This is a genomic window from Mycobacterium sp. ENV421 (assembly GCF_002887815.1).
Taxonomy (GTDB): domain Bacteria; phylum Actinomycetota; class Actinomycetes; order Mycobacteriales; family Mycobacteriaceae; genus Mycobacterium.
The window spans coordinates 126,206-151,220 of the sequence record NZ_PDHO01000012.1; the positions used below are offsets into that span (position 1 = coordinate 126,206).

Consider the following 25,015-nt stretch of genomic DNA (forward strand, 5'->3'; position numbering starts at 1 on the left):
GCTAGCGGCCCTGGCGACGGATCGCGTTGACCACCCCGCGGATGGCCGACTCCGTGGCGGCCAGCGGTGAGATCACCGCTTCGCCGACACCCACGATGCGTTCGACGCGCTCGACGATCCCTTCCATGCGGGCGACCACCGCGTCGAGCCGAGGCGCCAGCTCGTCGATGCGGCTCAGCGTGGAGTTGAACACGACAAGCGTCTCCTCGAAGTACTCGAGGGTGCCGTTCATGCCGCTCATGGTCTTGTTCAGATCGGTGAGCGCATCGCTCATCCCGGACAGGATGGTGTCGAGCTGGTCGACGGTGACGTCGGCGTTGAGTGCCGCCTGGGCCAGGGTCTTGATCCGGTCCCGGCCAGACCGTGGCGGGGGCGGCTTGTCAACCATGGGCTCAGTGTGGCAGCTTGCCGGCCGCCTCGGTGTCGAGAAGCCAAACCGTGGCGTCGCGGCCTTTCGCGCCGGCAGCCGGCCAGTCGGCGGCCTTGGCGCCGCCGACGGCCTCGGCGACCGCCTCGGCCTTGCCCTCACCGGATACCACCAGCCACACCTCGCGCGACCGATTGACGGCGGGAAGGGTCAGCGTGATCCGCCGGGGCGGCGGTTTGGGGGAGTCCTCGACACCGACCACCAGCCGCTTGGTCTCCGCGACCGCAGGGGTGTGCGGGAACAGCGAGTTGATGTGGCCTTCCGGCCCCATCCCCAGCAGGTGCACGTCGAATACCGGTGTCGGTTCGCCCGGCCCGGCGTTGGCGGCGAGCACACTCTCATAGGCCAGGGCCGCAGCGTCCAGGTCGTCGCCGAACTCGCCGTCACTGGCCGCCATCGGGTGCACGTTGATGTCCGGGATGTCGATGTGGCCGAGCAGCGCCTCGCGGGCCTGCTTGTCGTTGCGCTCGTCGTCATCGGCGGGGACGTAGCGTTCGTCGCCCCAGAAGATATGCACCTTCGACCAGTCGATCGCGCCGTCGTGGGCGCCGACATGCTTGAGCAGGTTGATTCCCGTTCCGCCGCCGGTCAGTACGACGAACGCCTGCCCGCGCGCGGTGATGGCGGCGGTGATCGCCCCGACCAGCCGGTCGCCGACGGCGGCCACCAGCGCTGAGGTATCCGGATAGGTCTCGACTATCTGGTTCACATCGCGACCTTTCGACTCGGCTCGACTAGACGTACTGCACCTTTTCAATACCCGCCAACGCCTCGTGGTAAATCTCGTCGGCGTCGAGCCGGCGAAGATCCTCGGCAAGGCATTCCCGGGTCTCCCGCCGCGGCAACGGCAACAGCGCCTCCGGACGGTCGGTGCGGGTCAGGGTGGCGGTCACGCCCTCCTGTGGGCGGGCCAGTGTCACGGTCTCGGAGGCGCGCACCAGTTCGACCTTCAACTCGCCGACGGAACGTGTCACGGTGCCGTCGATCCGGCTGGCCAGCCAGCCCGCCAGGATGTCGAGGGCCGGCTCGTCCTTCAGACCGGACACCGACGCCGACGTCAGGGGCTCGTACGGCGCCTGGTCCACCGCCGACGCGAGGAGTGCGCGCCAGTAGGTGATCCGGCTCCACGCCAGATCGGTGTCGCCGTCGGTGTAACCCTTCAGCCGGCTCTTGATCGCCGCCAGCGGGTCTTCGGTTCCGGTGGCATCAGTGATCCGGCGAATCGCCAAGCGCCCCAACGGATCCTCAGCGGGGTTGGCCGGCGCGACGCCCGGCCACCACGCCACCACCGGGGTGTCGGGCAGCAGGAAGGGCAACACCACACTGCTGGCGTGGTTGGACAGCGGACCGGAGATCCGCAGCACCACCACCTCGCCCGCACCTGCGTCCGCGCCCACGCGGAGCTGACCGTCCAGCCGCGCTTCGTTGGCCAGCCGGTCGGCCGGGACCACCACGATGATGCGGCAGGGATGTTCGCGGCTCGCCGCCACCGCCGCCTCGATGGAGTCCTCGACCCGAGCCTCGGTGTCGGGTGCGACCACCAGGGTCAGCACCCGACCCAGCGTGATCGCGCCGCCCTCTTCACGCAGCGCGGTGATCTTCTTGTTGAGTGCGTTCGTCGTCGTATCGGGCAGGTCGACAATCATCTATGGACGCCTCCATTCACGACCGGACCGCTGCAGCACCTCGAATGCCGAGTCGGGTCCCCAGGTGCCCGACTCGTAGGGATCAGGCTTACCGTGCGAGGCCCAGTAATCCAGCACGGGATCGAGTATCTCCCAAGACAATTCGACTTCGGCGTTGCCGGGGAACAGCGACGGCTCGCCGAGTAGTACGTCGAGGATCAGCCGCTCGTAGGCTTCCGGTGAATCCTCGGCGAATGCCGACCCGTAGGAGAAGTCCATGTTGACGTCGCGGACCTCCATGGCACTGCCGGGCACTTTCGACCCGAAGCGCAGCGTGATGCCCTCATCCGGCTGGACGCGGATCACCAACGCGTTCTTGCCCAATTCCTCGGTCATCGTCGCGTCGAACGGCAGGTGAGGAGCTCGCCGGAACACCAGCGCCACCTCGGTCACCCTGCGGCCCAACCGCTTTCCGGTCCGCAGATAGAACGGCACACCGGCCCAGCGCCGGGTATCGACGTCGAGGGTGATCGCGGCGAACGTCTCGGTGGTGGACTCCTTCGAGAAGCCCTCCTCGTCGAGCAGCCCGACGACCTTCTCGCCACCCTGCCATCCCGCGGTGTACTGGCCCCGTGCGGAGGTGGCATCCAGCGGCTGCGCCAGCGAAGTCGCCGAAAGCACCTTGATCTTCTCGGCTTTCACCTCGTCCGGGTGAAAACTGACCGGCTCTTCCATCGCGGTGAGCGCCAGCAGCTGCAGCAGATGGTTCTGGATGACGTCGCGCGCCGCCCCGATCCCGTCGTAGTAGCCGCCGCGACCACCCAAGCCGATGTCCTCGGCCATCGTGATCTGCACACTGTCGACGTAATGGTTGTTCCAGATCGGCTCGAACAACTCGTTGGCGAAGCGCAGCGCCAGGATGTTCTGCACCGTCTCCTTGCCGAGATAGTGGTCGATGCGGAACACCGACTCCTCGGGGAACACACTGTTGACCACCTGGTTGAGCTCGATCGCGCTCTGCAGGTCATGGCCGAACGGCTTCTCGATGACCACCCGGCTCCAGCGGCCCTCCTGCTGGCGGGCCAGCCCGGATTTCTTCAGCTGCTCGCACACCACCGGGAAGGCTTTCGGCGGAATCGACAGGTAGAAGGCGTGATTGCCGCCGGTGCCGCGTTCCACATCGAGCTTTTCCAGCGTTTCGGCCAGCCGGCCGAACGAGGCCTCATCGTCGAAGGAGCCCTGGACGAACCGGAAGCCTTCGGCCAGCCGGTCCCACACCTCTTGGCGAAACGGGGTGCGGGCGTGCTGGCAGACCGCGTCGTGCACGATGGCGCCGAAATCCTCGTCGGCCCAGTCCCGCCGGGCGAAACCGACCAGCGAGAACGACGGCGGCAACAGGCCGCGGTTGGCCAGGTCGTAGATCGCCGGCATCAGCTTCTTGCGGGCCAGATCGCCGGTGACACCGAAGATCACCACCCCGCACGGGCCGGCGATCATCGGCATCCGCTTGTCCCGCTTGTCGCGCAGCGGGTTGTGCCAGCTGGTCGGAGCGGGCGCTGCCACCCCGGGTACGGGACGGTCCGTCATTTGGCTGCGGCGTCGAGCTGGTCCTGGGTCGCGTCGAGCAGTTCCTGCCACGACTTCTCGAACTTCTCGACGCCCTCGTTCTCCAGCAGCAGGAAGACGTCACGCAGGTCGATGCCGATGGCGTCGAGCTTGTCGAACACCTCCTGCGCCGCACCCGCAGTGCCGGTGATCGTGTCGCCGGTGACAACCCCATGGTCGGCCACTGCGTCCATCGTCTTCTCCGGCATGGTGTTCACCGTGTTGGGGGCGACCAGCTCGGTGACGTAGAGAGTGTCGGAGTAGTCCGGATTCTTGACACCCGTGGACGCCCACAACGGACGCTGCACGCGGGCGCCGGCATCGGCCAGTGCGCTGAAGCGGTCGCCGCCGAGGAACACCTCTTCGTAGGCCGCGTACGCCAAGCGCGCGTTGGCGACCCCGGCCTGGCCGCGCAGCGCCAACGCTGAGTCATTTCCGGAGTCGGACGCTATCTGTTCCAGCCGCTTGTCGATCTCGGTGTCCACCCGGGACACGAAGAACGAAGCGACGGAATGGATCTTCGAGATGTCGTGGCCGGCTTGCTTGGCCTTCTCCAGGCCCTGCAGGTAGGCGTCCATCACCAGCCGGTAGCGCTCCACGGAGAAGATCAGGGTCACGTTGACCGAGATGCCCTCGGCCAGCACCGACGCGATGGCGGGCACGCCCGCCTCGGTGGCCGGGATCTTGATCAGCAGGTTGGGCCGGTCGACGATCTTCCACAGCTCGATGGCCTGCAGGATGGTCTTGTCGGTCTCGTGGGCCAGGCGCGGGTCGACCTCGATCGAGACCCGGCCGTCGACGCCGTCGGAGGCCTCCCACTGCGGTCGCAGTACGTCGCAGGCCTCCCGGACGTCGTCGGTGGTGACGGTGCGGATCGTCGCGTCGACGTCGGCCCCACGCTCGGCGAGCTCGGAAACCTGTGCGTCGTAGGCGTTTCCGTTGGACAGGGCGGCCTGGAAGATCGACGGGTTGGTGGTGACCCCGACCACGCTGTGCGTGTCGATCAGCTCCTGCAGGTTGCCCGACCGCAACCGGTCCCGGGACAGGTCGTCGAGCCAGACGGACACACCGGCCGCCGACAGTGCGGCGAGGTTCGGATTCTGTGCCATGACGTTCCCTTCAGTTGGTCGTGCGGGTTAGTTGTCGATCACACGTTCCGCGGCGTCGGCGACAGCTTCGGCGGTGAACCCGAACTCGCGGAACAAGGTTTTGTCGTCGGCGGATTCGCCGTAGTGCTCGATGGAGATGATCTCGCCGGTGTCGCCGACGAACCGGTACCAGCTCTGCGCCACTCCGGCTTCCACCGCGACCCGGGCCGACACGTCGGGCGGCAGAACGCTGTCGCGGTATTCCTGCGGCTGCGAGTTGAACCACTCGACGCACGGCATCGACACCACGTAGGCATTGATGTCCTTGGCCGCCAACAACTTCTGCGCGTCGACTGCCAGCTGTAGCTCGGATCCGGTGGCGATGATGATCACGTCGGCGTCATCGGCCGGGTTGCCACCACCGAGGACATAGCCACCGCGTTCGACGCCCTCGGCGCTGGTGCCCTCCAGCACCGGAATGCCCTGGCGGGTCAGGATGAAACCGACCGGCCCGGCACCGTTGCCACGGGCGATGATGCTGCGCCAGGCGTAGGCGGTCTCGTTCGGATCGCCGGGACGCACCACCGACAGCTTCGGGATCGCCCGCAGCGCGGCCAGGTGTTCGATCGGCTGATGGGTGGGGCCGTCCTCGCCAAGACCGATCGAGTCGTGCGTCCAGATGTAGATGGTGTCGATGTCCATCAGCGACGCCAGCCGCACCGAGGCCCGCATGTAGTCGGAGAACTGCAGGAACGTACCGCCGAAGGCGCGGGTCGGCCCGTGCAGCACGATGCCGGACAGGATCGCACCCATCGCGTGCTCGCGGATCCCGAAGTGCAGCACCCGGCCGTACCAGTCGGCGGTGAAGTCCTCGGTGGAGATCGACGGCGGCCCGAACGACTTGACGCCCTTGATGGTGGTGTTGTTGCTACCGGCCAGATCGGCTGAGCCACCCCACAATTCGGGCAGCTTCGGTGCGACGTCGTTGAGCACCTGGCCGAAGGCGGCGCGGGTGGCGACCGCCTTGGAACCCGGTTCCCAGTAGGTGATGTCGGAGTCCCAGCCGTCGGGCAGTTCCTGCGCCAGCAGCCGGTCCAGCAGCGCCTTGCGCTCCGGTTCGCGCTGCGCCCAGGCGTCGAAGTCGCCCTGCCATTTCTCGTGCGCCTCGCGACCGCGGTCGACAAGCTTGCGGGTGTGCGCGATGACCTCGTCGTGCACCTCGAACTTCTTGTCCGGGTCGAAACCGAGGACCTTCTTGGTGGCGGCCACCTCGTCGTCGCCGAGTGCGGCGCCGTGCACCCCACCGGTGTTCATCTTGGTGGGCGCCGGATAACCGATGATCGTCCGGACCGCGATGAACGACGGCTTGTCGGTCACCTTCTTGGCCTCGGCGATGGCTTCTTCGATGCCGACGACGTTCTCGCCGCCCTCGACTTCCTGGACGTGCCAGCCGTACGCGCGGTAGCGGGCCGGGACATCCTCGGACAGCGCGATGTCGGTGTCGTGCTCGATCGAGATCTTGTTGTGGTCGTAGAACACGATGAGGTTGCCCAGCTGCTGGGTGCCCGCCAGGGACGACGCCTCGCTGGTGATGCCCTCTTCGATGTCGCCGTCCGAGGCGATCACGTAGATGTGGTGGTCGAACGGGCTGGTGCCGGCCGGGGCGTCGGGGTCGAACAGGCCGCGCTCGTAACGTGCGGCCATCGCCATACCGACCGCGGATGCCAGGCCCTGGCCCAGCGGGCCGGTGGTGATCTCCACGCCCAGGGTGTGCCGGAACTCCGGGTGGCCGGGGGTCTTGGAACCCCAGGTGCGCAGCGACTCGATGTCGGAGAGCTCCAGGCCGAACCCGCCCAAGTACAGCTGCAGATACAGCGTCAGGCTGCTGTGGCCGCAGGACAGGATGAACCGGTCGCGACCCAGCCAGTGGGTGTCGCTCGGATCGTGCCGCATCACCCGCTGGAACAGCGTGTAGGCCAGCGGCGCCAGGCTCATGGCGGTTCCCGGGTGGCCGTTGCCGACCTTCTGCACGGCGTCGGCGGCCAGCACCCGGACCGTGTCGACGGCCTTCGAATCGACTGGCGTCCAATCGTCCGGATGGTGGGGCTGGGTCAGCGTGGCGATCTCTTCGACAGTGGTCACAAACTCGCTCCTGGCTTAGTCAAAACGCGGCAAGCTGGGGTGGTCCTCTTCACCCTAGTGCTGCTCGGTGCTCGGCTGCATAGTGCTGCTACCAGCGTTACCCGCGGGTGAAGCTCTACAGGAGGAACTGTGTCATCACGGTGGAATCGCCGTGAATCGACCCGTCGGTGTCGGGGACCGTCCGGGGCCGACTACCATCCTCTGTAGTAGATCGTCGGGTCAGGAGTCAGTTGCGTGAGAGTTCGCGAAGTGCACCTCGTTGACGGGGCGCCCGTTCGGTTCCGCGACAGGCTGCTGGGATACCTCGCCCTGACCAAGCCGCGGGTCATCGAGCTGCTGCTCGTCACCACCATTCCGGCCATGCTGTTGGCCGGCCGCGGCACCGTCGATCTGCCGCTGATCCTCAACACCCTGTTCGGCGGTCTGCTGGCCGCGGCAGGCGCCAACACGCTCAACTGTGTGGCCGACGCCGACATCGACAAGGTGATGAAGCGCACCGAACGGCGGCCGCTGGCCCGGGCCACCGTGCCCCGCAGCCACGCCCTGGTCTTCGGGCTGACGCTCTCGGTCGGATCGTTCTTCTGGCTGTGGTGGACCACCAACCTGCTCTCGGCGCACCTGGCCGCGGCAACCATCGCCTTCTACGTGCTCGTCTACACCCTGCTGCTCAAGCGCCGCACCTCACAGAACGTGGTGTGGGGCGGTGCGGCCGGCTGCATGCCGGTGATGATCGGCTGGTCGGCCGTCACCGACACGATCGGCTGGCAGGCGCTGGTGATGTTCGCGATCATCTTCTTCTGGACGCCGCCGCACACCTGGGCGCTGGCCATGAAGTACAAGGACGACTACCGCGCGGCGGGCGTGCCCATGCTGCCGGTGGTGGCCACCGAGTTGCAGGTCACCAAGCAGATCCTGATCTACACCTGGCTGACCGTGATCGCCACGCTGGCGCTCGCGCCGGCGTGCGGCTGGCTGTACGGCTCGGTGGCCGCACTGGCCGGGGCCTGGTTCCTGATCATGGCGCATCGCCTGCATGCCGGCGTACGTCGCGGCAACCCGGTCAAGCCGCTGCGACTGTTCCTGCAGTCGAACAACTACCTGGCGCTGGTGTTCGTCGCGCTAGCGGTCGATTCTGCGCTGGCGCTGCCGACGTTGTTGCGCTAGTTTTTGGCGCGCGGGGCGGCATGGCCGGTACCGCGGGCTGCCCGCGCGTTATGTGTCGCGACGTGGCGCATGTTCGCTCCAGCCTTTGGCCGGCTCGTCCTGGCCGCGGTAAGTGTGTTGGCGACCGCATCATTGACGCTGTCGTTGGTGTCGATCGACAATCGGGTGAGGTCATGACCAACGCGCGTCACGGCTTGGCGGGGCGTCACGGTGGCGGGGTCGCCCGCAGCCGCCGCGGTGCCGTGCAGGCCGCCTGCGCTGGAAGCAGCCAGGGTATTGACCGCTGCTGACGAATGCTGCGGATGAAGACCATCGAATCCCTGCTGAATGTCGCCTGGTATCCGCCCGATCAGCGCAACTTGCTCGTTCCATGGCAGCAATAGCTGCGTTCTTGCCTGCGAACCCGCGGGATCGTAGACGCTCAGGACGTCGTTGATAGCGGGCGTCAACACCGTTGCCAGCTGATGACCTATCACGGGAATCCCCGAGATAGACGTGATCAACGGTGCCTGACGGAGCAGCAATACATCCGACGTGCTGCCGTTGCCGATCGGCGTGATCACCCTATTGCTGCCGTCCGGCGCCGGCACGAAGCTGTTGTAGTCGGCCTGCGTCGTCGTCAGTGCACCGATGACAGCGTTAGCCCAGGCGACGCCCGCACCGGGGCCAACAAGAAACTTCGGCGCGTCGACAACGCCGTCACCCTGCAATCGCACCGACGCCATCGCAGAACCATTCGGACCGGCGCTGTTGTCGGCGATGTCTGTTGGCGTCGCCTTCACCAAGCCGAGCGAGGCTCGCATGCCGTTTGCGCCGTTGGTATCCCGCATCAGGACAACTGCGTGATCACCGGGTAATGCGTAGAGCTGAGTCTGTATTGAACCCAGCTCAGCCGCGTCTGAACCGTAAGCGACGACAACGACAGTTGTGTACTTGTCGGCGGTGTTAAAAGATGCCACCGCCAAGGCCTGCTCGACAAACACCACATCGACCTGATCGCAACCTGTACAGGAGAGCAACTCCGGCGACATGTTGTCGAATGCCCCGTTGACGTTGATGAGCTGCGTCGAAGCAGCCAACAACGACACGTCTGACGTGGCCGTCACTTGCTGTGTCACACCGATCGCCACCAGCATCGCGGCCGCCGGGACGAGGATTGCGGCGGTAGCGCCAGCAATGTGCCGAGAAGCGGTGGAGGCCCGCATTATTTCCTGCTCTCAGTTGGCGCGTTCGAGTTTGCCGGAGCCTCCACCTTGGGACGTTCTGGTTGTCCCGACGGAAGATGTTCCTACGTCTCCCAACACCCCTAGACGATAGGCGAATTAGCTGACGCGCATGGCAAAGCCGGCATACCCGGGACAATTCACCAGACCAGGCGTCTAGGTCACCCTCAATGGCGCAGAGGGTTGGCCCTGATTCCGCTCACGTTTTCGGCACGGCGTGAAGCCCCCGGGCCGTCAGACCCGAGTATTACATCCAGAGCCGGTCGTATGGGATGAACTCGGCTGCCTTGCCGGCGGTTGCGACCGCGCGATCAGGGCAGCAGCACGATCGAGCCGGTCGTCTTGCGGCCCTGGAGATCCCGGTGCGCCTGCGCGGCTTCGGCCAAGGGGTAGTGGCCGCCGACCGTGATCGTGATCGCACCGGAGGCGATCGCATCGAGTAGTTCACCCGCGCGCCACGCGAATTCGTCCGGGGTACGGGTGAAGTGGGCGAGGTTGGGCCGGGTCAGGAACACCGACCCGGCGGCGTTGAGCCGCTGCGGATCCACCGGCGGCACGGGTCCGCTGGACGCACCGAACAGTGCCAGGGTGCCGCGGATCGCCAGGCTCGCGAGGCTGGCGTCGAACGTGGTCTTGCCGACGCCGTCGTAGACGGCGGCGACACCGTGACCGTTGGTGAGGTCGCGGATCGCCGCGGCGAAGTCGGCGGGGTCCTCTGGGTAGTCCAGTACCTCGATCGCGCCCGCCTGGCGGGACAGTTCCGCTTTCTGCGGGCTGGAGGCGGTGGTGATCACCCGGGCGCCCAGGCTGGTCGCCCACTGGGTCAGGATCAGTCCGACGCCGCCGGCCCCGGCGTGCACGAGCACGAAATCGCGCGCCTGCACCGCGTAAACCGACTTGATCAGGTAGTGCGCGGTCATACCCTTGAGCAGCGCCGAGGCGATGGCGTCCGACGGCACCGAATCAGGGACGTAGGCGACGAAATCAGCTGGAGCGGTGCTGAACTCGGCATAGGCTCCGGATGCCACCGCGGTGACAACCCGATCGCCGGGCGCGATCGCCGCGACGTCGTCGCCGACCGCGACGATCGTTCCGCACACCTCGGTGCCCACCACGAACGGCAGTTCCCGCGGATACAGACCGGACCGGAAGTAGGTGTCGATGTAGTTGACGCCGATCGCATCCGCCTGGATGAGCACCTCGGCCGGGCCGGGTGTGGGCTGCGGCTTCTCGACGTAGTTCAGGACCTCGGGACCGCCCGTCTCGGCGACTTCGATTGCGTGCATGTCACTATCATCCCTGCTGTGAGCGCCCGCCCGAATCTGGCACGTCCCGACGTCTTCCATCCGAGCATCGTGCTGGCCGGCTGCCCGCAGCTCGTTTCCGGTGACGGTGACGACGACGGCCTGATCGCCGCTCTGCGGACCCGCGGGCTGCACGCCCGCTGGCTGTCCTGGGACGACCCGCAGACCGAAACCGCCGACCTGGTGATCCTGCGCGCCGCCTGGGACTACGCCGAACGTCGCGAGGAGTTCCTGGCCTGGACCCGCCGGGTGCGCCACCTGCTCAACGCCCCGGACGTGGTGGCGTGGAACAGCGACAAGCACTATTTGCAGGATCTGGCCGACGCGGGCGTACCGACCGTCCCGTCGTATTTCTTCGCACCGGGGGACAAGGTGCACCTGCCCACGGGCGAGGTGGTGATCAAGCCCGCGATCGGCGCAGGGTCGATCGACACCGGCCGGTTCGTCGACCGGGCCGCCGCACGCGCACACGTCGCCGCGCTGCAGGACAGCGGGCGTACAGCGCTCGTGCAGCCCTACGACGCCCGCGTGGAGCAGGGGGAGACCGCGCTGGTGTTCCTCGGGGGCCGGCAGTCCCACGCGTTCACCAAAGGCCCGATGCTGCCGCCGGAAGGGGAGTCGCCGACGCTGCACGAGTCCGGCACCTACGTGGAGGAGTCGCTGGCCTCGGCGGATCCGGACTTCGAGATGTGGGACGTCGGCGTGGCTGCGCTGGCTGCCGCCAGTCGCCATCTCGGTATCGAGGCCAGTGAATTGCTCTATGCCCGAGTCGATCTCATCGGCGGCGCCGACGATCCGCAGGTGCTGGAGCTCGAGGTGATCGAGCCCGGGCTCGGCTGGCGCCAGCTCGACGAGCGGACCCGCGACCTGCAGCAGCGTGCGTTCGCACTCGAGGTCGAGTCAGCGTGTGAGCGTCTTGGGCTCGGCCCGCTGTCGCATCGACGCCCATAGCGCCGCGGTGGCCGCAGTGCAGGCCGCCGCGCCCGCGACGTGCACGGCCACCAGTGCGGCAGGCACGCCGGTGAAGAACTGAACCGCGCCGACCAGTCCTTGGGCCAGCACCAAACCCACCAGCACCGCCAACCGCTTCATGATGAACCGCGGTGCGAACACCGCCTGCAACCCGGCGGCCAGCCCGATCAGCAGCGCCAGGTAGGCGATCAGCAGCGTCGCGTGCATGTGCACCAGCGTGAGGATCTCGACCTCGAGTCGCGGCACCGGGCGCTGCGGACTCTTGTCGCCGGCGTGCGGGCCTGCGGCGGTCACGAGGGTTCCGGTGGTCAGCGTCGCGGCCAGGGTCAGTGCGCCCAGCACGGTCAGATGCCGAAGCGGTTTGGGCACCAGCGCCGTCGAGATGCCGTCGTCGGGTTCGCCGATCTTGACGTAGAGCAGGGTGGCCAGCCACACCATCGCCATCGACGCCAGTAGGTGGATCGCGACCGTCCACCACGCCAGCCCGGCCAGCACGGTGATCCCGCCGAGCACCGCCTGCACCACCGTCGACGCGGGCATCAGCCAGGCGTAGATCAGCACCTCCCGGCGGCGACGGGCGCGGGTGACGGCCAGGACGGCCAGGATCGCAGTGATCACGACGAGGAAGGTGATCATCCGGTTGCCGAACTCGACGGCCTGGTGGATGCCGGGGACCGCGGCGTGCGGGACTGGGACGAAGCTGCCGGGGAAGCATTGCGGCCAGGTGGGGCAGCCGAGGCCGGATGCGGTGACCCGCACGATCGCGCCGGTGACGGCGATACCGCCCTGGGTCAGGATGACCGCGGCGGCGATGATGCGCTGGACGCGCAGGCTCGGCAGTGGCAGCAGGTCCACCAGCCGCAGGAAAAACCGTCCGACGGGCACGGCCTGATCGTAGAGGACGTCTAACTACGCCCTGTAGTAGGGATCGGCGTAGTGGGGATCTGGCTCAGGTGAACCGGAACCAGCGCAGCGCCGCCAGCGCCGACACCACGCCCCACGCCGCGAGCACCGCGATGCCGAACCAGTCGACGGACAGCGACATCGCCCGGGTCAGTGCTTCGGTGAGCGCCCCGGACGGCGTCAGCCGCGCCACCCAGGCCACCCCACGCGGAATCGCTCCGGTCTCCAAGGTCAGCGCCCCCAGCCCGGCGAACACGAACCACAGCAGGTTGGCGACGGCCAGCACGATCTCGGCGCGCAGCGTTCCGCCCAGCAGCAGACCCATCGCCGCGAACCCCGCCGTGCCCAGCGCGATCACCAGCGCGCCGAGCAGCAGGCCCGCCGGGTGCGGGCGCCAGCCCAGGGCCAAACCGATGCCGCCGAGCAGCAACGCCTGCAGGAACACCACGGTCACCACGGCCAGCGATTTGCCGGCGATGATGCCCCACACCGGAAGTGCGGTGGCGCCCAACCGTTTCAGTGCCCCGTAGCGGCGGTCGAACGCGACGGCGATGGCCTGGCCGGTGAACGCCGTGGAGATCACCGCCAGCGCCATGATCGCCGGGACGAACACCGCGACCCGGTGCGTGCCGAACGACCCGAGTGGCAACAGGGTGAGCCCGATCAACAGCGTGATGGGGATGAACATCGTCAGCAGCAGCTGTTCACCGTTGCGCAGCAACAGTTTCAGCTCGAGGCCGTACTGCGCGGCCAGCATCCGCGGCACGGTGCTGGGCCGTGGGTCGGGCGCGAAGGTGCCCGGGGGAAAGAGCTCGCTCGTCATGACCGCAACTCCCTACCGGTCAACTCCAGGAACACGTCTTCGAGGCTGCGCTGCTCGACCCGCACATCGGTGGCCAGCACATCGAGCCGTGCGCACCAGGCTGTGACGGTTGCCAGCACCTGCGGGTCGATCTTGCCTTCCACGAGGTATTCACCGGGCGAAACCTCTTTGGCCGCATAGCCTTCCGGTAGCGCCGCGATCAACAGCGACAGGTCGAGCTGGCGGGGCGCGGAGAATCGCAACTGTCCTTCGGCGCCGGAGTTCATCAGCTCCGCGGGTGTGCCCGATGCGACGGCCGAGCCATGATCGATGATCACGATCCGGTCGGCGAGCTCCTCGGCCTCCTTGAGCTGGTGGGTGGTCAACACCACCGTCACCCCGTCGCGGCGCAGCGCGTCGATGAGCTCCCACACCACCAGCCGCGCGTGCGCATCCATACCTGCGGTGGGCTCGTCGAGGAAGACCAGCTCGGGCCTGCCGACCAGGGCGCACGCAAGCGCCAGCCGCTGCTGCTGGCCACCGGAGAGCCTGCGGTAGGTGGTGCGGGCGGCGTCGGTCAGCCCCAGGGTGTCCAGCAGCCAGGCCGGGTCGAGCGGATTGGCGGCGTAGGAGGCCACCAGATTCAGCATCTCGCCGGCCCGGGCCGCCGGGTAGCCGCCGCCGCCCTGCAGCATGACGCCGATCCGCTCGCGCACCCGCGCGTTGTCGGCGACCGGGTCCAGGCCCAGCACCTCGATGGTGCCGCCGTCGGGCCGGGTGAAACCCTCGCACATCTCGACCGTCGTGGTCTTGCCTGCCCCGTTCGGGCCCAGCAGGGCCAGCACTTCGGCGGCGTGCACCTCGAGATCGAGATTCGCCACGGCCGTCGTCGACCCGTAATGCTTGGACACCCCGCGCAGTCGCACGGGGATTTCGCGGCCGGAACTCACGGTGACTCAGCGTATGCGCCGGGCGCCGGGCGCGGCGTCGGTGGTTCGGTGGCTGGCTCCGCGGACTCGGGTGTGGCCGGGGTGTCGGGCTCCTGACCGCTGAACGTTTCGTTGGTTCCGGGCACCTTGCGCCAGGGCAGCCGGTGGAACGTCCCCGCGATCAGCATCAGCACGATCACCGTGCTGGCCAGGGTGGCGTCGACGATCTGGAACAGGGCGAAGCGGTCGCCGTTGGCGGTTGGCCCGAAGATCCCGACGACGAGCGACACCGCGATGGTCGCGATGCGGAAGCCCGGGCGGGTGGCCCAGGCTGCCAGCGGGATGATCGCCCACAGCAGGTACCACGGCTGCACGACGGGAAACAGCAGGACTGTCGCGCCCAGCGCCACACCGAGACCGCCGACCGGATGCAACTTGCCCCGCATCACGGCCAGGAGCAGCCAGGTGACGGTGATCATGATGATCAGCACGCCCATGGCGCGGGTCAGCGACAACACGGCGGTGGTGTGGTCACCCAGCCCGAGCAGGATCCCGACCTGGCCGGTGCCCAGCGCCAGCAGCGTCGGAGGTGACATCCAGCTGCGCACCACGTTGGCGGTGCCGAGGGTGAACAGCCAGCCGAAGCCCAGGCCGCTGGCCCAGCCGATGATCGCCATGACCACCAGCGACAGCGATGTCATGAACGCGCTCGCCAGCACGAACGCCTTGACGGTCGACCCCCAGCGGTACGCCAGGGCCATGCCCACGAAGCCCAGCGCCAACAGCCCCGGGAGTTTCACCTGCGAGGACATCGTGATCAGCACGGAACCCAACACCAGCATCGCGGGCGGCATCCACTGGGCCCACTGGTCGCGCCCGTGCGGCCAGTGCATCGGCCGCGGCCACAGCGGCTTGGCGGAGTCGATGCCGCGCAGCGCGAACTCCGTTCCGGTCAGCATCAGGCCCAGCATCAACGCCTCGTTGTGGATACCGGCGACCAGATGCATCAGGAGCAGGGGATTGGCCGCACCCAGCCACAGCGCGCTGACCTCGGCGACGCCGCACCGGCGGGCCAGCCGCGGTACCGCCCACACGATCATCCCGACGCCGAGCAGCACCACCACCCGATGACTGAGCACGGCGGCGACGATGTTCTCTCCGGTCAGCGCCGAGATTCCGCGTCCCACCCACAGGAACAGCGGGCCGTACGGCGCGGGCGTCTCGCGCCACAGGCTGGGCACCGAGAGGGTGAAGACGTGGTCCAAACCCAGCCCCGGGGCGGGCCCGACCTTGTAGGGATTGAGCCCGTTCGCCGAGATCTGGCTCTGCGCCAGATAGGAGTAGACGTCCTTGCTGTACATCGGCGGAGCGATCAGCAGCGGAACGATCCACAGCAGCAGAGTGTGATCAAGCTGACCGCGCGACATCCGCGGGTTGCCGAGGGCGAAGCGGCCCAGCATCAGCCAGGCCAGCGCCATCATCACCGCGCCCGTGGTGGTCATCGTCAGCGACACCGTCTGGATGCGCGACGGGAGGTTCAGCAGCCGCACGCCGAAGGTGGGGTCCTGGACCACGGGTCGGGCGCCGGCACCCAGCGCACCGATTGCCATCAGCACGGTTCCGGTGGCGCCGAACAACCGGGTGCGGCGCATGGCACGGAATTCGGCGTCGTTGAGAGGCGCGCCTACAGTGCGTTCATCGCCGTGCAAGCGGGCGATTGACGAACTCAGCGAAAGCTGGCGGGCTGCCACCACAGCACTCTAACCGGCGGCTTTTTCGCCCTCAGCTTGCTAAGGGTGCCCTTGCTAGACCTGTTCGGGCAATTGCGTAACACTGGTGTTGTGAAATTCCCGTCCGATGCTGACGCTGTGCCCGTGGTGGGCACCGTCGTGCATGACGGGCAGACCCGCCGGGCAATCGTGCAGCTCCTGCTCGAGTCGGGATCCATCACCGCCGCCGAGATCGGCCAGCGGCTGGGCATCTCCGCTGCCGGCGTGCGCCGGCACCTCGACGCGCTGATCGAGGCGGGCGACGCCCAGGCCAACGCCGCGGCGGCGTGGCAGCAGGCAGGCCGCGGCAGGCCCGCCAAGCGTTACCGGCTCACCGCGGCCGGACGGGCCAAGCTGGAGCACACCTACGACGACCTGGCTTCCGCCGCGATCCGCCAACTCCGCGAGATCGGCGGCGACCAGGCGGTCCAGACGTTCGCCCGGCGCCGTATCGACGCCATCCTCGCGGGAGTGGCGCAGGGCCCCGACGACGTCGAGTCCACGGCCGAGCGGGTCGCCGACGCGATGACCAAGGCCGGTTACGCGGCGACGACGACGCGGGTCGGCGGCCCGATGCAGGGCATCCAGATCTGCCAGCACCACTGCCCGGTCTCGCATGTCGCCGAAGAGTTTCCGGAACTGTGCGAAGCCGAGAAGGAGGCGATGTCCGAGATCCTCGGCACCCACGTCCAGCGACTGGCCACCATCGCCAACGGCGACTGCGCCTGCACCACCCACGTGCCGCTCACACCGGCACACCACTAGACCAGAAGGAGCGTCGCCATGACACTCACCCCGGAAGCCAAGCCGGCAGAGCCGATGACCCAGGAAGAGGCCATCGCCTCACTGGGCCGTTACGGCTACGGCTGGTCGGACTCCGACGCCGCGGGCGCCGGCGCGCAGCGCGGCCTGTCCGAAGCGGTGGTGCGCGACATCTCGGCCAAGAAGAGCGAGCCCGAGTGGATGCTCGACATCCGGCTCAAGGCGCTGCGCACGTTCGACAAGAAGCCGATGCCGAACTGGGGCTCCAACCTCGAGGGCATCGACTTCGACAACATCAAGTACTTCGTGCGCTCGAGCGAGAAGCAGGCCGCCACGTGGGATGACCTGCCCGCCGACATCAAGAACACCTACGACCGGCTCGGTATCCCGGAGGCCGAGAAGCAGCGCCTGGTGTCGGGTGTGGCCGCACAGTACGAGTCCGAGGTGGTCTACCACTCGATCCGTGAGGACCTCGAGGCCCAGGGCGTGATCTTCCTGGACACCGACTCGGGCCTGCGCGAGCACCCGGAGCTCTTCAAGCAGTACTTCGGCACCGTGATCCCGGCCGGGGACAACAAGTTCTCCGCGCTCAACACCGCGGTGTGGTCGGGTGGTTCGTTCATCTACGTCCCGAAGGGCGTGCACGTCGACATCCCGCTGCAGGCCTACTTCCGGATCAACACCGAGAACATGGGCCAGTTCGAGCGGACGCTGATCATCGTCGACGAAGACGCCTACGTGCACTACGTCGAGGGCTGTACCGCGCCGATCTACAAGAGCGACTCGCTGCACTCGGCGGTCGTCGAGATCATCGTGAAGCCCGGTGGCCGTTGCCGTTACACGACCATCCAGAACTGGTCGAACAACGTCTACAACCTGGTGACCAAGCGTGCCCGCGCCGAGGCCGGCGCCACCATGGAGTGGGTCGACGGCAACATCGGCTCGAAGGTCACGATGAAGTACCCGGCGGTGTGGATGACCGGTGAGCACGCCAAGGGTGAGGTGCTGTCGGTGGCGTTCGCCGGCGAAGGCCAGCACCAGGACACCGGCGCCAAGATGCTGCACCTGGCTCCGTACACGTCGAGCAACATCGTGTCCAAGTCGGTGGCCCGCGGTGGCGGCCGGGCGTCCTACCGGGGCCTGGTCCAGGTCAACAAGGGTGCGCACGGATCGCGGTCGAGCGTGAAATGCGATGCGCTGCTTGTCGATACGGTCAGCCGCAGTGACACCTACCCCTATGTCGACATCCGCGAGGACGACGTCACGATGGGCCACGAGGCCACCGTGTCGAAGGTCAGCGAAGATCAACTGTTCTACCTGATGAGCCGCGGCATGACCGAGGACGAGGCAATGGCGATGGTCGTGCGCGGCTTCGTCGAGCCGATCGCCAAGGAACTGCCCATGGAATACGCCCTGGAGCTGAACCGGCTGATCGAGCTGCAAATGGAAGGTGCTGTCGGTTAAGTGAGCAATCTCTCGAAGGCAGTGGAGGGCTCGCACCTCACTGCCATCAACAAGGGCGAGCAATTCAGCTCGTTCGACGTCGACGCCTTCGAGGTGCCCGGCGGCCGCGACGAGTTGTGGCGGTTCACCCCGCTCAAGCGGCTGCGCGGCCTGCACGACGGCTCGGCCGTCGCCAACGGCACCGCGGCGATCACGGTGACCGAGCGCCCCGGCGTCACGGTCGAGACCGTGCGGCGCGGTGACGAGCGACTCGGCCAGGGCGGGGTGCCCAGCGATCGGGTTGCCGCGCAGGCGTTCTCGTCGTTCAACTCGGCGACGGTGGTGACCGTCGCACGGGACACCGAGGTCGCCGAGCCCATCGAGATCACCGTCGACGGCCCCGGTGCGGGCGGGGTGGCCTACGGTCACCTGCAGATCCGGGTCGAAGAACTCTCCCGGGCGATCGTCGTCGTCGACCTGCGCGGCAGCGGTACCTATGCTGACAACGTCGAGATCATCGTCGGCGACTCGGCCGGTCTCGGCGTCATCTGGATCGCGGACTTCGCCGACGACATGGTGCACGTCAGCGCGCACCACGCCAAGCTCGGCAAGGACTCGGTTCTCGGGCACGTCAACGTCACCCTCGGCGGTGACGTGGTGCGTACCTCGACCACCGTGCGGTTCACCGGTCCGGGCGGGGACGCCAAGCTGCTCGGCACCTACTTCGCCGACGCCGGGCAGTTCTTCGAGTCCCGACTGCTGGTCGACCACGCGCAACCGAACTGCAAGTCGGACGTGCTGTACAAGGGTGCGCTGCAAGGGGATCCGGATTCCAAGAAGCCCGACGCGCACACCGTGTGGGTGGGCGACGTGCTGATCCGGGCCGAGGCCACCGGCACCGACACCTTCGAGGTCAACCGCAACCTGGTGCTCACCGACGGCGCCCGCGCCGACTCGGTGCCCAACCTGGAGATCGAGACCGGCGAGATCGTCGGCGCCGGGCACGCCAGTGCCACCGGCCGTTTCGACGACGAGCAGCTGTTCTATCTGCGTGCCCGCGGTATCCCGGAGGCGCAAGCCCGCCGGCTGGTGGTGCGCGGCTTCTTCAACGAGATCATCGCCAAAATCGCGGTCCCCGAGGTGCGCGAGCGCCTGACCGATGCCATCGAACGAGAACTTGCCATCACTGAGTCGAAAGCCACACAGCCATGAGCACTTTGGAAATCAAGGATCTGCACGTCAGCGTCGCCAACGAGGACGGTACCGAGAAGGAGATCCTCAAGGGCGTCAACCTGACGGTGAAGTCGGGGGAGACCCACGCGGTCATGGGCCCCAACGGTTCGGGTAAGTCCACGCTGTCGTATTCGATTGCGGGCCATCCCAAGTACCACGTCACCTCGGGGTCGATCACCCTCGACGGGCAGGACGTGCTGGCGATGAGCGTCGACGAACGCGCCCGCGCCGGCCTGTTCCTGGCCATGCAGTACCCGGTCGAGGTGCCCGGTGTGTCGATGTCGAACTTCCTGCGCACCGCGGCGACCGCGGTCCGTGGCGAGGCCCCGAAGCTGCGGCACTGGGTCAAGGAAGTCAAGGCGGCGATGACCGATCTGGAGATCGACCCGCAGTTCGCCGAACGCAGTGTGAACGAAGGCTTTTCCGGCGGCGAGAAGAAGCGCCACGAGATTCTGCAGCTGGGTCTGCTGAAGCCGAAGATCGCGATCCTCGACGAGACCGACTCCGGCCTGGATGTCGACGCCCTGCGGGTGGTCTCCGAAGGCGTCAACCGCTATGCCGAGGCCGAGAACGCCGGGGTCCTGCTGATCACGCACTACACCCGGATCCTGCGCTACATCCGTCCGCAGTTCGTGCACGTCTTCGTCGACGGCCGGATCGTCGAGTCGGGTGGCGCGGAACTGGCCGACGAGCTCGAAGAGAACGGCTACGTGCGCTTCACCCAGGCGGCGGCAGGAGCCTGACATGACCGCGTCGGTGGATCTGGACGTCGTGGGTATCCGCGCGGATTTCCCGATCCTCACGCGGGTGATGCGGGGCGGACATCAGCTGGCCTACTTGGATTCCGGGGCGACGTCGCAGAAACCGCTGCAGGTTCTCGATGCCGAACGGGAGTTCCTGACCACGTCCAACGGTGCGGTGCATCGCGGGGCGCACCAGCTGATGGAGGAGTCCACCGACGCCTACGAGCAGGGTCGTGCCGATATCGCGTCCTTCGTCGGTGCCGACACCGACGAGCTGGTGTTCACCAAGAACGCCACCGAGTCGCTGAACCTGGTGTCGTATGTGTTGGGCGACAAGCGGTTCGAGAAGGCCCTCGGCCCCGGCGACGTCATCGTCACCACCGAGCTGGAGCACCACGCCAACCTGATTCCCTGGCAGGAGCTCGCCCGCCGCACCGGGGCAACCCTGCGCTGGTACGGCGTGACCGAGGACGGCCGCATCGACCTCGATTCACTGCAGCTCGACGAACGGGTGAAAGTCGTCGCCTTCAGCCATCATTCGAATGTCACCGGCGCGATTGCGCCAGTCACGGAGATGGTCCGGCGGGCCAAGTCTGTCGGCGCGCTGACCGTGCTGGACGCCTGCCAGTCGGTGCCGCATCAGCCGGTGGACTTCCACCGCCTCGACGTCGACTACGCCGCGTTCTCGGGGCACAAGATGCTGGGCCCCACCGGTATCGGCGTGCTGTACGGGCGGCGCGAGCTGCTCGACGCGATGCCACCGTTCCTCACCGGCGGGTCGATGATCGAGACCGTCACCATGGAGGCCGCCACCTATGCCCCCGCGCCGCAGCGGTTCGAGGCGGGCACGCCGATGACCTCGCAGGTGGTCGGATTGGGCGCGGCCGCGCGGTATTTGGACAGGATCGGGATGGGCGCGGTCGAGGCGCACGAGAGGGAACTGGTCGCCGCCGCGCTCGACGGCTTGGCCGCACTGCCGCAGGTACGCATCATCGGGCCAGCCACCCTGGAACACCGCGGTTCGCCGGTGAGCTTCGTCGTCGACGGTGTGCATGCCCACGACGTGGGTCAGGTGCTCGACGACGACGGTGTGGCCGTGCGGGTCGGGCACCACTGCGCGTGGCCGCTGCACCGCCGGTTCGGCATCGCCGCGACCGCCCGGGCGTCATTCGCCGTCTACAACACCCTCGACGAGGTGGATCGACTGGTGGCGGGTGTCAAGCGGGCCATCGAGTTCTTTGGGCGGGATTGAGTGAAACTCGAGCAGATGTACCAGGAAGTGATCCTGGACCACTACAAGCACCCGCACCACCGCGGGCTGCGTGAGCCGTTCGGCGCCGAGGTGCATCACGTCAATCCGACGTGCGGCGACGAGGTGACGCTGCGGGTGGCGCTGTCCGCGGACGGCGAACAGGTCACCGACATCTCCTACGACGGCCAGGGCTGCTCGATCAGCCAGGCCGCCACCTCGGTGCTCACCGATCAGGTGATCGGGCTGACCGTCGGCGACGCGTTGAAGACCGTGGCGGCGTTCACCGAGATGGTGTCGTCGCGGGGCACCGTCGAGGGCGACGAGGACGTGCTCGGCGACGGAGTGGCCTTCGCCGGTGTGGCGAAGTATCCGGCCCGGGTGAAGTGCGCGCTGCTGGGCTGGCTGGCGTTCAAAGACGCGGTGGCTCAGGCATCGCATCGAAAAGACTTGGAGGAGAAGCGATGACGGAGCCCAATCTGATCGACGATATCGAGGAAGCCATGCGCGACGTGGTAGATCCCGAACTGGGGATCAACGTCGTCGACCTCGGTCTGGTCTACGACCTCAACGTCGAAGACGCCGAGGGCTCGAAGGTCGCCCTCGTTGACATGACGTTGACGTCGGCCGCTTGTCCGCTGACCGACGTGATCGAGGACCAGACGCGCACCGCGCTCGTCGGCGCCGGGCTCGTCAACGAGATCAAGATCAACTGGGTGTGGAACCCGCCGTGGGGCCCGGACAAGATCACCGAGGACGGCCGCGAACAGCTCCGCGCGCTGGGGTTCACTGTCTAATCTGAGCTGATGCTCACCGTTCCCGCCTTCGTGTGGCGCGGCGGCGGATTCGTCCGGGTCATCGTGGTCGGCATGAGCACCGGTGTCTTCATCGGCCTGCTGGCGTGGTTGGACTCCGGACTGTGGTTCGCCGCGCTGTTGGCCGCTGCCATCGTCACGGTGGTCTACGGGATCTGGCTGGGCCTGCGGATGGCGAAGTTCTGGCCCGGCGCCACGGCACTGACCGGTCAACAGCGTGTGCGCGTCGCCGGGGTGACCCGCTGGGGCGGTCGCATCGGCGACCCCGCCCTGGCTCAGCCGGTGGTCGACTACGCCGACGGGCTGCGCAAGTCCGCCGAGACCGGGCGGCCGTTCCGGTGGGTGGTGCCGCTGATCCTCGTCGTCGCGATCGGAACCGCGGTATGGGATGCGGTATTCGGCTCGACGCGTGACGTCGTCGCGTCTTGCGTGTACCTGGTGCTGCTTGCCTTCCAGCTGTTCTGGTGGCCCGGGCGCCGAGATCAGCTGCTGACCAACGCTGATCGTGCCCGGGAACGTGCGGTGGCGCTCATCGAGCGCACCCGGGGTGCGGCCGAGTGATGGCCCCACCCACGGTGGTGGCCACCCGCCGCCAACTGCACGGCATCGCCGAAAGCTTCCTTGCCGGGCCGCAGTACCGCGCGACCGGGACGATCCGACTGGCCGTTCGTCCGGATGGCTTCAGCGCCACCGCCCTGGCGATCGCGGTGCAGGGGAACACGCTGGTGTGGCAAGACGGCAGCATCGCGCTGACCGGCCGGGTACGTGACCTGGCGGCGGCCACCGGGCTCGATGTGGGCCCGCCCCCGGCCACGGTGTATCACAGCGTCGTCACACTGGAGCCCGACACCGACCTCGACATCGACACCGACGCCGCCGACGCCATCTACCGCAGCCTCTACGCCGGCGGGTTCGCGATCAAAGCTGTTGTCCCAGAATCGCATCCGGTGTTGTGGCCGGAGCACCTCGACGTCGCGGCCACGGTCGAGGAGGTCAACTACGGAGTGTCGGCGGGCGACGACTTTCACGAACTGCCCTACGCCTACGTCGGTCCGTGGGATTTCACCGCCGCACCGCGCACCGGACCGGTGTGGAACGCGCCGTTCGGCGCCGTGCGCGCACACGACCTCGCCGCCGACGTCGATACGCTGGCCGCCGACATCGCCGACTTCTTCCGCCGGGTCCAAGAATCGCTGTGAGTCCGACGGAATCCAGACCGCCCGCCGCGATGTTGCACACCGTCATGGAGGATGCGCGCGTGCAAGAGCTGTTCACCCCGCTGACGATCGGGTCGCTGACGGTGCCCAACCGGTTCGCGATGGCACCGATGACGCGTGCCGCCTCGCCGGACGGTGTTCCGGGAGCCGACGTGGCCGCCTACTACGGCCGCCGTGCGACCGGCGGCACCGGACTGATCATCACTGAGGGCGTTCGGATTCCGCATCCCGCCGCCGGCTGGCCGGACCGCATCCCCAACCTCGACGGCGACGATGTGCTGGCGGGCTGGCGCGCAGTCACCGCCGCCGTGCACGCCGGGGGTGCGACGATCGCCGCCCAGCTCTGGCATCAGGGCGTCGCGCGCGGTGTTCACGACGGTGACCGCCCCGATCAGACGCCGGTAAGCCCGTCGGGCATCGACATCGGCGGCGGCGCGACCGGCCGGGCGCTGGGCATCGAGGAGCTGCCGCAGCTCGCGCAGGCGTATGCGCTGGCGGCCGCCAACGCTGCGGCGGCCGGCTTCGACGCCGTCGAGATCCACGGCGCCCACGGCTACCTGCTGGACCAATTCCTCTGGGAGCACACCAATCACCGCACCGACGGCTACGGCGGCTCGCTGGCGGCACGCACCCGGTTCCCCGCCGAGGTGGTCGCCGCGGTGCGTGCGGCAGTGGGGCCCGGCTTCCCGATCATCTACCGCTTTTCGCAGTGGAAGATGAACCGCTACGACGCGCAGGTGGCCGCCAGCGCAGCGGAACTCGAGCAACTGTTGGCCCCGCTGGTCGAGGCCGGTGTTGACGTACTGCACCCGTCGACGCGGCGGCACTATCTGCCCGGCTTCGGTGACGAGGACCCGCAACTCAGTCTGGCCGGCTGGACCAAGAAGATGACCGGTCTGCCCGTCATCGCCGTCGGTTCGGTGGGTCTGGAGACCGAGTTCAACCCGGGTGCGGGGAGCGGACCGATCCCGCCGTCGCCCATCGACCGGCTGCTCGATCAGTTCGAGGCCGGTGAATTCGACATCGTCGCGGTCGGGCGTGCCCTGCTCGCCGACCCGGCGTGGGTCAACCACCTGCGCGAAGGCAAGCTCGACGAGTTCGGCGGTTTCGATGCGACCAGTGCACTGGGCCGTTTGTATTAGCTGCAACAGGGAACACACACCGACAACCAGACGTTAGGACTGACGTGGCTACCCAAGACCTGACCGCACAGAACTTCAACGACACCATCACCGGCAACGACATCGTGCTGGTCGACTTCTGGGCGTCGTGGTGCGGACCGTGTCGCGCCTTCGCCCCGACATTCACGACGTCGTCGGAACAGCACCCGGACGTCGTCTACGGCAAGGTCGACACCGAGGCTGAGCAGGAACTGGCGGCCGCCGCCGAGATCCGCTCGATCCCCACGCTGATGGCGTTCAAGAAGGGCAAGCTGATCTTCAACCAGGCCGGCGCCCTGCCGCCCGCGGCGCTGGAGGATCTCATCCGCCAGGTCAAGGAGTTCGACGTCGACTCGGCGATCGCGTCCCAGTCCAAGGACGCCTAAGCCTCGATCCACCGATAAATTGGTTGGTCGTGGGGTGTCGGAATGAGGAAAGTG

General features: G+C 67.5%; 25 protein-coding genes. 13 read left to right on the top strand and 12 right to left on the bottom strand.

The features are described from left to right. Position 1 precedes the first annotated feature (1 nt). The 6 genes from CRM90_RS16315 to tkt are packed head-to-tail and all read right to left on the bottom strand — an operon-like array spanning position 2 to position 6,887. On the bottom strand, positions 2 to 388 hold the full coding sequence (locus tag CRM90_RS16315) for an ATPase (RefSeq protein WP_102807992.1): 387 nt from the start codon (positions 386 to 388) through the stop codon (positions 2 to 4). Between the two features lie 4 nt (positions 389 to 392). Continuing rightward, positions 393 to 1,136, bottom strand: a complete 744-nt coding sequence (pgl, locus tag CRM90_RS16320) for a 6-phosphogluconolactonase (RefSeq protein ID WP_102807993.1) — start codon at positions 1,134 to 1,136, stop codon at positions 393 to 395. 25 nt (positions 1,137 to 1,161) lie between these two features. Beyond that, entirely contained in the window at positions 1,162 to 2,073 is a 912-nt protein-coding gene (gene opcA, locus CRM90_RS16325; protein ID WP_102807994.1) for a glucose-6-phosphate dehydrogenase assembly protein OpcA, read from the bottom strand. Then, entirely contained in the window at positions 2,074 to 3,639 is a 1,566-nt protein-coding gene (gene zwf / locus CRM90_RS16330; RefSeq protein ID WP_102807995.1) for a glucose-6-phosphate dehydrogenase, read from the bottom strand. After that, complete coding sequence (gene tal, locus CRM90_RS16335) at positions 3,636 to 4,766, bottom strand: transaldolase (protein ID WP_102807996.1); 1,131 nt, start codon at positions 4,764 to 4,766, stop codon at positions 3,636 to 3,638. Before tal ends, zwf begins: the two co-directional genes overlap by 4 nt. Before the next feature lie 27 nt (positions 4,767 to 4,793). Beyond that, a complete protein-coding gene (tkt, locus tag CRM90_RS16340) occupies positions 4,794 to 6,887 on the bottom strand; it encodes a transketolase (protein WP_102807997.1) in 2,094 nt (697 codons plus the stop codon). A gap of 234 nt (positions 6,888 to 7,121) precedes the next feature. On the opposite strand from tkt, the gene CRM90_RS16345 reads away from it, so the two are divergent. Further along, a complete protein-coding gene (locus CRM90_RS16345; RefSeq protein WP_102807998.1) occupies positions 7,122 to 8,051 on the top strand; it encodes a heme o synthase in 930 nt (309 codons plus the stop codon). Here the strand turns inward: CRM90_RS16345 and CRM90_RS16350 are convergent. Both CRM90_RS16350 and CRM90_RS16355 read right to left on the bottom strand, forming a co-directional pair. After that, a complete protein-coding gene (locus CRM90_RS16350; RefSeq protein WP_142391385.1) occupies positions 8,048 to 9,256 on the bottom strand; it encodes a hypothetical protein in 1,209 nt (402 codons plus the stop codon). The two genes, CRM90_RS16345 and CRM90_RS16350, sit on opposite strands and share 4 nt — an antisense overlap. 329 nt (positions 9,257 to 9,585) lie before the next feature. Further along, entirely contained in the window at positions 9,586 to 10,560 is a 975-nt protein-coding gene (locus CRM90_RS16355; protein WP_102808000.1) for a quinone oxidoreductase family protein, read from the bottom strand. Between the two features lie 18 nt (positions 10,561 to 10,578). On the opposite strand from CRM90_RS16355, the gene CRM90_RS16360 reads away from it, so the two are divergent. Further along, a complete protein-coding gene (locus CRM90_RS16360; protein WP_102808001.1) occupies positions 10,579 to 11,529 on the top strand; it encodes an ATP-grasp domain-containing protein in 951 nt (316 codons plus the stop codon). Here the strand turns inward: CRM90_RS16360 and CRM90_RS16365 are convergent. The 4 genes from CRM90_RS16365 to mptB form a co-directional block, all read right to left on the bottom strand. Beyond that, a complete protein-coding gene (locus CRM90_RS16365) occupies positions 11,479 to 12,408 on the bottom strand; it encodes a COX15/CtaA family protein (protein WP_199189924.1) in 930 nt (309 codons plus the stop codon). The genes CRM90_RS16360 and CRM90_RS16365 overlap by 51 nt on opposite strands. A 91-nt stretch (positions 12,409 to 12,499) precedes the next feature. Further along, a complete protein-coding gene (locus tag CRM90_RS16370) occupies positions 12,500 to 13,276 on the bottom strand; it encodes an ABC transporter permease (protein WP_102808003.1) in 777 nt (258 codons plus the stop codon). Next, complete coding sequence (locus tag CRM90_RS16375; protein WP_036337866.1) at positions 13,273 to 14,205, bottom strand: ABC transporter ATP-binding protein; 933 nt, start codon at positions 14,203 to 14,205, stop codon at positions 13,273 to 13,275. Before CRM90_RS16375 ends, CRM90_RS16370 begins: the two co-directional genes overlap by 4 nt. Then, positions 14,202 to 15,935, bottom strand: coding sequence for a polyprenol phosphomannose-dependent alpha 1,6 mannosyltransferase MptB (gene mptB / locus CRM90_RS16380; RefSeq protein WP_199189920.1), 1,734 nt, complete (start codon positions 15,933 to 15,935; stop codon positions 14,202 to 14,204). The genes CRM90_RS16375 and mptB overlap by 4 nt, the downstream gene beginning before the upstream one ends. A 36-nt stretch (positions 15,936 to 15,971) precedes the next feature. Here mptB and CRM90_RS16385 point away from each other — a divergent pair, with 36 nt between their 5' ends. The 11 genes from CRM90_RS16385 to trxA are packed head-to-tail and all read left to right on the top strand — an operon-like array spanning position 15,972 to position 24,961. Beyond that, positions 15,972 to 16,718, top strand: coding sequence for a helix-turn-helix transcriptional regulator (locus tag CRM90_RS16385; protein ID WP_102808005.1), 747 nt, complete (start codon positions 15,972 to 15,974; stop codon positions 16,716 to 16,718). Positions 16,719 to 16,772: 54 nt separating this feature from the next. Beyond that, positions 16,773 to 18,179 (top strand): Fe-S cluster assembly protein SufB, encoded by a 1,407-nt coding sequence (sufB, locus tag CRM90_RS16390; protein WP_502693282.1) that lies wholly within the window; start codon positions 16,773 to 16,775, stop codon positions 18,177 to 18,179. Then, positions 18,180 to 19,370: a Fe-S cluster assembly protein SufD gene (gene sufD / locus CRM90_RS16395; protein WP_102808007.1), complete on the top strand. Its 1,191-nt coding sequence runs from the start codon at positions 18,180 to 18,182 to the stop codon at positions 19,368 to 19,370. After that, the gene (gene sufC, locus CRM90_RS16400) at positions 19,367 to 20,134 is read left to right on the top strand and encodes a Fe-S cluster assembly ATPase SufC (RefSeq protein ID WP_102808008.1); all 768 of its coding nucleotides are present in this window, start codon (positions 19,367 to 19,369) and stop codon (positions 20,132 to 20,134) included. The genes sufD and sufC overlap by 4 nt, the downstream gene beginning before the upstream one ends. A gap of 1 nt (position 20,135) precedes the next feature. Further along, positions 20,136 to 21,386, top strand: a complete 1,251-nt coding sequence (locus tag CRM90_RS16405; protein WP_102808009.1) for a cysteine desulfurase — start codon at positions 20,136 to 20,138, stop codon at positions 21,384 to 21,386. Positions 21,387 to 21,401: 15 nt separating this feature from the next. After that, positions 21,402 to 21,851: a Fe-S cluster assembly sulfur transfer protein SufU gene (gene sufU / locus CRM90_RS16410; protein WP_199189921.1), complete on the top strand. Its 450-nt coding sequence runs from the start codon at positions 21,402 to 21,404 to the stop codon at positions 21,849 to 21,851. Then, positions 21,848 to 22,180, top strand: a complete 333-nt coding sequence (locus CRM90_RS16415; protein WP_102808011.1) for a metal-sulfur cluster assembly factor — start codon at positions 21,848 to 21,850, stop codon at positions 22,178 to 22,180. The genes sufU and CRM90_RS16415 overlap by 4 nt, the downstream gene beginning before the upstream one ends. A gap of 9 nt (positions 22,181 to 22,189) precedes the next feature. Continuing rightward, positions 22,190 to 22,759: a hypothetical protein gene (locus tag CRM90_RS16420; protein WP_102808012.1), complete on the top strand. Its 570-nt coding sequence runs from the start codon at positions 22,190 to 22,192 to the stop codon at positions 22,757 to 22,759. Next, positions 22,759 to 23,397, top strand: coding sequence for a hypothetical protein (locus CRM90_RS16425; protein WP_199189922.1), 639 nt, complete (start codon positions 22,759 to 22,761; stop codon positions 23,395 to 23,397). The genes CRM90_RS16420 and CRM90_RS16425 overlap by 1 nt, the downstream gene beginning before the upstream one ends. Positions 23,398 to 23,441: 44 nt before the next feature. Then, positions 23,442 to 24,557, top strand: coding sequence for an oxidoreductase (locus CRM90_RS16430; RefSeq protein WP_502693283.1), 1,116 nt, complete (start codon positions 23,442 to 23,444; stop codon positions 24,555 to 24,557). A gap of 44 nt (positions 24,558 to 24,601) precedes the next feature. Next, a complete protein-coding gene (gene trxA / locus CRM90_RS16435; RefSeq protein ID WP_102808015.1) occupies positions 24,602 to 24,961 on the top strand; it encodes a thioredoxin in 360 nt (119 codons plus the stop codon). Positions 24,962 to 25,015: the final 54 nt, after the last annotated feature.